Here is a 7,889-nt window from a genome sequence, read left to right as displayed (position 1 = left end):
CGGTTGCCAACGCCATCACGCCGGCTTCGCCGGCGCCGATCGTGCGCGCCTTGGATACAGGCGGGGGCCGTTCAGCCGTCGTCCTTCCCCGGAAACGCGGTTCTTGACCCACCCCATAAAAGGAAGAGGGCTGCGCCGGTCTTCGTGGCGGGTTGGAGGTCGAGAGAGAGTCTCTCGGCCGCCCGCCGCGGAGACTACTCCCATGGCTACTGCCGTTCAGAAGATCACCCTGTCGTCCTCGCGCGACATTCCCTTCAACAAGCTGGTGCTGAGCCAGTCCAACGTCCGGCGCGTGAAGGCCGGCGTCTCGATCGAGGAGCTGGCCGAGGACATCGCCCGGCGCACGCTGCTTCAGAGCCTCAACGTCCGGCCGGTCCTCGACGCCGAGGGCGCCGAGACCGGCATGTTCGAGATTCCGGCCGGCGGCCGCCGCTACCGGGCGCTCGAGCTGCTGGTGAAGCAGAAACGGCTGGCGAAGACCGCGCCGGTCCCGTGCGTGGTCCGCGATCCGGCGACCGACATCCTCGGCGAGGACGATTCGCTGGCCGAGAACATCCAGCGTGCGCCGTTGCATCCGCTCGACCAGTTCCGCGCCTTTCAGGCCTTACGCGAAAAGGGACGCTCCGAGGAGGACATCGCCGCGGCATTCTTTGTCGGGGTGAACGTCGTGAAGCAGCGCCTGCGCCTGGCGTCGGTCTCGCCGACCCTGCTCGACGTCTACGCCGAGGATGGCATGTCGCTCGAGCAGTTGATGGCGTTCACGGTCACGTCCGACCATGCACGCCAAGAGCAGGTTTGGCAGGCCATCTCCGGGTCTTGGCAGAAGGAGCCCTATCAGATCCGCCGCATGCTGACGGAGAAGACGGTGCGTGCCTCGGACCGCCGGGCGGTGTTCGTCGGTCTCGATGCCTACGAGGCGGCCGGTGGGGTGGTGCTGCGCGACTTGTTCCAGTCCGACGACGGCGGGTGGCTCGAAGACGTGGCGCTGCTCGACGGCCTCTTCGCTGAGAAGCTGAAGATCGAGGCCGAGAAGATCGCGGCCGAGGGCTGGAAGTGGATCGAGGTCGCGCTCGACTTCCCCTATGGCCACACGCGCGGGCTCCGCGCGTTGGAGGGAGTTGCCGCCGACCTTTCGCCCGAGGAGCAGGCGACGATCGACTCGCTCAACGCCGAATATGCCAAGCTCGAAGCCGAGTATGACGGAGCAGACGAACTGCCCGACGAGGTGGACGAGCGGCTCGGCGAAATCGAAACAGCGCTCGCCGCCCTCGACGATCGTCCCGTCACGTTCGACCCCGCCGACATCGCTCGTGCCGGCGTCTTCGTCAGCATCGATTCCGAAGGCGCTCTGTCGGTCGATCGTGGCTACGTCCGGCCCGAGGATGAGGCGCCCATCGTGGAGCCCGGACAGGAAGGCGATGATGAAAACTGCGCGGCAAGCCCGGACGGCGTGGAACCCGGCGTGCCGGTGATCCAGCGCGCGGTCATCACTATCGGCGGCCAGGCTTCCGAACCGGAGGACGAGGACGACGACGTGGTGAAGCCGCTGCCCGACCGCCTTGTGACCGAGCTGACTGCGGAACGGACGCTGGCGCTGTGCGACAAGCTCGCGACCACGCCGTCGGTCGCGTTCCAGGCGGTTTTGCACAAGTTCTGCCTGGATGTCTTCGCGCGCTACTTCGCATCCGGCAGCGCCATGGAGGTCGCCGTTCGAAGCGTCACCTTCCCGATCCAGGCGCAGGGTCTGAAGGATACGCCGACGGCCAAGGCGATCTCCGAACGCCACAAAAGCTGGGAGGAGCGGCTGCCGAAGGATCGAGCCGATCTCTGGGACTGGCTCACCACCCTGACCGGCGACGACCAGGCCGCCCTCTTCGCGCATTGCGCCTCGTTCGGAGTCAACGCGCTCTACGAGAAGGCCGACCGCTACGGCGCCGGCATTTCGTCCCACGGTGTCGAGCAGCGCATCGGCGAGGCCAACCGCATCGCCCGGGCCGTCGGTCTCGACATGGTGGAGGCCGGATGGCGTCCGACCGTCGAGAATTATCTTGGCCGCGTGCCGAAGCGCCGGATCCTCGAAGCGGTACGCGAAGGCGCAGGCGAGCGCGCCGCCCAGCTCATCGACCATCTGAAGAAGGGCGACATGGCCAAGGAGGCCGAGCGGCTTCTCGCCGACAGCTTCTGGCTGCCAGAACCGCTGCGCACCGTCGATGACGAAGCGCCGTCAGCCGACCAGGTTGGCGACGAAGGCGAGGGCGAGGCACTGCCGGAATTCCTTGCCGGAGACGAGGACGAGCCTTCCGAGCAAGCAGAGGACGAGCCTCAGACGATCGCGGCTGAGTAGCCCAATCGCGCGGGGCGGTTTCGGCTGTCCCGCGCATCCTTCCCCTCAACCAATCCAGCAGCCCGGCCACCGCGCCGGGCGCTTTTGTTTCAGGAGGGCCGCATGCCCGTCTTCACCATCGAGACCACCTACCGCCTGCCGGTCTATCGGCAGCGCAACTATGAAGCTGAAACCTGTGAAGTCGCCTGTGCGCTCGCTATCGCCGACGAGGGCTGGGACGACGAGAAATCCGACGTCGAGACCTCCGGCGACACCTACGTCACCGGCATCTGGAAGGGCCGCGACGCCGCCTATAGCGGCACAGCCCTTCCGATCCCGTCGCAATTCGGCGAACAGGTCCAGCGCAAGGTTGATCATTTTGAGGTGCTGCTCGGCTTGCTCAAGGTCTTTGCGCACATGCCGGACACCGGACCGCATGATGATCTGTTCTGGCGCCGGCGCCTCGAGGGGGCGATCGCCAAGGCCGAAGCCATCCTTGCGGGTGCGCCCGATCCTGAAGGCTCGGGAGGCGCGTCATGACAAAGCAAGCGAAGGCCGAACCGCGCCGAGTCGTCTTCCAGTACCTCGTCCCCGTGCATGTCGAGGTCGAGGACGGGCTGGTATCCCGCGTCACAGTGATCGACGAAACGCCTATCGCCGATCCCACCGTCGTAGATGGCGACGCCACCTACCTGGCAGACGCCTTCGCCGCGGCGGACGACGGCCAGGCCTGGCCCTCCTGGCAATTCGGCTACTGACTTTCGCCGCACACTCCTCGGCGCCCCGCCCTCCGGCGGGGCGCCGTTCCTTATGCCGGCCACGGCCGTGACGATGAGAGGGAGAGGACAGCCGGGACGGGTTTGAGCCGGTGCGGTCCAAGAGAGAGCGCCGGCCGGCTCGCCCGTTCCCGCTCTCCAGAGGCTCCCCACATGAACGACCCTTCTTCGATCACGGCTAGCCAGGCCGCGCCACTGTCGCCTGTTTCTCGGCCCAACACGGCTGGCGCGATCATCGCCGCAGCCCTGCAGCTCCTCCCGCATCTCGAACGCGGCCAGCGGATCGACGCGGCGATCCTGCGCGCCGCCATGGAATCCGCCTTCGGCGCGTCCGATGCCTCCGGCGCCTGGGACTGGAAAACCGCCTACGAATCCTGCGAGGCGGCGACCGTTCTCTTCCTGCGCAAATACGGAAAGGCGCTTTTCCGCAAAGCCGACTCTCCGGTTTTGCGTCTTTCCGCCCTGGCCAAGATCACCGGCCTTCTCCCGACCCACACGCGCCGCTCCGCCGAAAGCGAGGCTTTCCAACAGTTCTCGACGCCGACCCCTCTCGGCCTGGCGGCCCTGACCGCGGCCGCCATCGGGCCGGCGGATCGCGTGCTTGAGCCGTCGGCCGGCACCGGGCTCCTCGCCATCCTGGCCGAGATCGCCGGCGGCGCGCTCGTATTGAACGAGCTGACCGAGGTCCGGGCAACGCTGCTTTCCTCTCTCTTTCCGGCCGTCGCCATCACGCGCTTCGACGCCGCCCAGATCGACGATCACCTCGACCTGGCCGTCGCCCCGAGCGTCGTCCTGATGAACCCGCCCTTCTCGGCGATGGCCAATGTGGCTGGCCGTATGGCCGATACCGCCTATCGCCATATCGCCTCGGCGCTGGCGCGCCTCGCCGATGGCGGGCGGCTGGTGGCGATCACTAGCGCGAATTTTTCGCCCGAGGCCTCGGCTTGGCGCGACGCCTTCATCCGCTTGCAGAAGCGTGGCCGCATCGCCTTCACCGCCGCGATCGATGGGACGGTGTATGCGAAGCACGGTACCACGATCGACACGCGGCTGATCGTCATCGACAAGGCGCCCGCTGACGACCCGTCCGCCTTGCCGGCGTCACCGGGCATGGCGCCCGACGTCGCCACGTTGCTGAGCTGGATCGCCGAGCAAGTTCCGGCGCGTCTGACGCCGGCGCCGAGCCTCGCCATCCCCGTGTCGGCCGCCGCCGCACCACGGACGGTGCGCGGTTATCTCGCCCGCGCTGCTGGGACACACCCAGTCAAGCCTTCGGTCGCCGATCCGGAGGCGGTCGATCTCGCCTACGAGACCATCGACTGGACGCCGCCCGAGGGCGCGCGTCTCAGCGATGCGATCTATGAGGAATACCGGCTCCAATCGATCCGGATTCCCGGAGCCCGCGCCCATCCCACCAAGCTGGTGCAATCCGCCGCCATGTCCTCGGTCGCGCCGCCGAAGCCGAGCTACCGGCCGCGCCTGCCGATCAGTCTCGTCAGCGACGCCGTCCTGTCTGACGCCCAGCTCGAGACGGTGATCTATGCCGGCGAAGCGCATGGCGACTATCTCGCCGGCGCCTGGACGGTGGACGAGACTTTCGATCTCGTCACCGCCGCGCGCGACGATGCGCCGAACGCCGTGCGCTTTCGCCGGGGCTTCATGCTGGGTGACGGCACTGGCGCCGGCAAAGGCCGCCAGTCGGCCGGTATCATCCTGGACAACTGGGTGAAGGGGCGCCGTAAGGCGGTTTGGATATCCAAGTCCGACAAGCTGCTCGAGGACGCCCAGCGCGACTGGTCGGCGCTCGGCATGGAGCGCCTGCTCATCACGCCGCTATCGCGTTTCCCCCAAGGCAAGCCGATCCGGCTCGCCGAAGGCATCCTATTTTTAACCTACGCTACGCTGCGGTCCGACGACCGCGGCGAGAAGCTTTCGCGCGTCCGCCAGATCGTTGAATGGTTGGGCTCCGACTTCGACGGAGTGATCATTTTCGACGAGAGCCATGCCATGCAGAACGCCGGTGGCGGCAAGGGCGAACGCGGCGATGTCGCGCCCTCCCAGCAGGGCCGCGCGGGCTTGCGCTTGCAGCACGCGCTGCCGGACGCGCGCGTGGTCTATGTGTCGGCCACCGGCGCGACCACCGTCCACAATCTCGCCTATGCCCAGCGGCTCGGCCTCTGGGGAGGCGAGGACTTCCCCTTCGCCACCCGCGCGGAGTTCGTGGAGGCGATCGAGGATGGCGGTGTCGCCGCCATGGAAGTGCTCGCCCGCGATCTCCGTTCGCTCGGTCTCTACACGGCCCGCTCGCTCTCCTATGACGGCGTCGAATACGAGCTGGTCGAGCATCCGCTCACCGCCGAGCAGCGCCGCATCTACGACGCCTATGCCGGCGCGTTCGCCATCATCCACAACCATCTCGACGCCGCGATGCAGGCCGCCAACATTACCGGCGAGACCGGCACGTTGAACCGGCAGGCGAAGTCGGCGGCCCGCTCGGCTTTCGAGAGCGCCAAGCAGCGCTTCTTCGGCCACCTGCTGACCTCTATGAAGACGCCGACGCTGATCCGTTCGATCGATCAGGACCTGGCGGACGGCCACGCCGCCGTCATCCAGATCGTCTCGACCGGCGAGGCGCTGATGGAACGCAGGCTAGCCGAAATCCCGACCGAGGAATGGAGCGACGTTCGCGTCGACATCACGCCGCGCGAGTACGTTCTCGACTACCTGGCCCACTCCTTCCCGGTGCAGCTCTACGAGCCGTTCACCGACAGTGAGGGCAATCTCTCCTCCCGGCCCGTCTTCCGCGACGGCCAGCCGGTCGAGAGCCGCGAGGCCGTCGCCCGTCGTAACGAGCTGATCGAGCGGCTGGCTTCGCTGCCGCCAGTGCCCGGCGCGCTCGACCAGATCGTCCAGCGCTTCGGCACGGACCTCGTGGCCGAAGTGACCGGACGCTCGCGCCGCGTGGTGCGCAAGGGCGACCGCCTCGTCGTCGAGAACCGCGCCGCCTCCGCCAATCTCGCCGAGACCGCCGCCTTCATGGACGACCTGAAGCGCATCCTCGTCTTCTCGGAGGCGGGCGGGACGGGCCGGAGTTACCACGCCGAGCTGTCGGCGCGGAACCGCCGCCTGCGCGTCCACTATCTGCTCGAACCCGGCTGGAAGGCCGACGCAGCGATTCAGGGCCTCGGGCGCACAAACCGCACCAACCAGGCGCAGCCGCCGCTCTTCCGGCCGATCGCCACCGACGTGAAGGCCGAGAAGCGCTTCCTCTCGACGATCGCCCGCCGCCTCGACACGCTGGGCGCCATCACCCGCGGTCAGCGCCAGACCGGCGGACAGGGATTGTTCAGGCCCGAGGACAATCTGGAATCCCACTATGCCCGCGATGCGCTGCGCCAGCTCTATCTACTGCTTGTGCGCGGCAAGATTGAAGATTGCTCGCTCCAGATGTTCGAGGACGCCACCGGCCTCAAACTGATGGACGCCAACGGCATCAAGGACGAGCTCCCGCCGATAACGACCTTGCTCAACCGCCTGCTGGCGCTCACCATCGAGCTTCAGGGCGTGCTGTTCACGGCGTTCGAGCAACTGCTTAATGCCAAGATCGAGGGCGCCATCGCCAGCGGCGTCTATGACGTCGGCCTGGAGACGCTGCGGGCCGAGAGCTTCGTCGTCACTGATCGCCGCGCGATCTACACCCATCCCGCGACAGGCGCAGAGACCCGGTTGCTCACCATCACCGAGCGGCGGCGCAATCATCCGGTGACGCTGGACGACGCGCTCGATCACTTCGCCGATCCCCGCGCCATCCTGCTGATCAACGAGCGCTCGGGCCGGGCCGCCGTGCAAGTCCCGGCGCCGAGCCTGATGCTGGACGATGGCGAGATCGAACGCCGAGTTCGGCTGATCCGGCCGATGGAACACCATCACGCATCGCTAAAGATGATGGACGAGAGCCATTGGCAGGCGGCCGACCGCGAGGCGTTCGCGGCGGCTTGGACTCGCGAAGTGTCGGAGGTCCCCGAGTTCGCTGACAGCACGATCCACATCGTCGCCGGCTTGCTGTTGCCGATCTGGAAGCGCCTGCCGAACGAGTCGACGCGCGTCTATCGGCTACAGACCGACGCAGGCGAACGCATCATCGGCCGCAGGGTCTCGCCGGCCTGGGCAGCGAACGCCTCGCTGACCGGGGCGACCACCATGACGCCGGATGCGGCCTTCGCGGCGCTGATCGAGGGACGCACCGTCCTCGACCTCGCCGACGGCTTGCAGCTCCACCGGGTGCGCGTCATGGGCGCTCACCGCATCGAGCTGTCAGGCTTCGCCGACACCATGCGCGATCGCCTGCGCGCCTACGGCCTTTTCAGCGAGATCATCTCCTGGAAGCTGCGCATGTTCGTGCCGACGGATGCGACCGGCGCTGGTGTGCTGACGAAGGTGCTCGACCACTATCCGGTCGAGCGCATCGGCGAGCGGGAAGCCGCGTGATGGCCCGCCACGACGCCTCCGAACTGGCCAACCGTCTCGCGCGCGACGCCGAGGCGGTGTGCCGCCACTACCTATCCGCCGGACGCCGGGAGGGCCGCTACTGGCTGGTGGGTGATGTCCGCAATACGCCGGGCCGTTCGATGTTCGTGAGGCTCAAGGAGTCAGTGAAAGGGCCGGCCGGCAAATGGACCGAACATGTTGCGGCGAAAGTTATGTTGCGGATCTGCGGTTGGGCTTTGTGCCGCAGGCGATCGACGGCTTCCACGCAACATAATGTCAGGACGTGGCGGGGGGTTTGGTGA

General features: G+C 67.2%; 4 protein-coding genes and 1 pseudogene. All 5 read left to right on the top strand.

Going from position 1 to position 7,889, the window contains the following annotated elements; genetic code table 11:
• Positions 1-202 precede the first annotated feature (202 nt).
• Positions 203-2,344 (top strand): ParB/RepB/Spo0J family partition protein, encoded by a 2,142-nt coding sequence (locus L2A60_RS19370; protein WP_235706107.1) that lies wholly within the window; start codon positions 203-205, stop codon positions 2,342-2,344.
• Between the two features lie 102 nt (positions 2,345-2,446).
• Complete coding sequence (locus L2A60_RS19365) at positions 2,447-2,863, top strand: hypothetical protein (RefSeq protein ID WP_235706106.1); 417 nt, start codon at positions 2,447-2,449, stop codon at positions 2,861-2,863.
• Entirely contained in the window at positions 2,860-3,081 is a 222-nt protein-coding gene (locus L2A60_RS19360; protein WP_235706105.1) for a hypothetical protein, read from the top strand. Before L2A60_RS19365 ends, L2A60_RS19360 begins: the two co-directional genes overlap by 4 nt.
• Before the next feature lie 171 nt (positions 3,082-3,252).
• Entirely contained in the window at positions 3,253-7,587 is a 4,335-nt protein-coding gene (locus L2A60_RS19355; protein ID WP_235706104.1) for a strawberry notch family protein, read from the top strand.
• Positions 7,587-7,781 (top strand): annotated as a pseudogene (locus L2A60_RS19350) (DNA primase); the annotation flags it as partial. The gene L2A60_RS19355 and the pseudogene L2A60_RS19350, both read left to right, overlap by 1 nt.
• Between the last annotated feature and the right edge of the window lie 108 nt (positions 7,782-7,889).

The sequence above is a fragment of the Acidiphilium iwatense genome (assembly GCF_021556475.1).
GTDB lineage: Bacteria > Pseudomonadota > Alphaproteobacteria > Acetobacterales > Acetobacteraceae > Acidiphilium > Acidiphilium iwatense.
The sequence above is the reverse complement of the archived record's forward strand: the minus strand, read 5'-3'. Positions and strand labels throughout refer to the sequence as shown.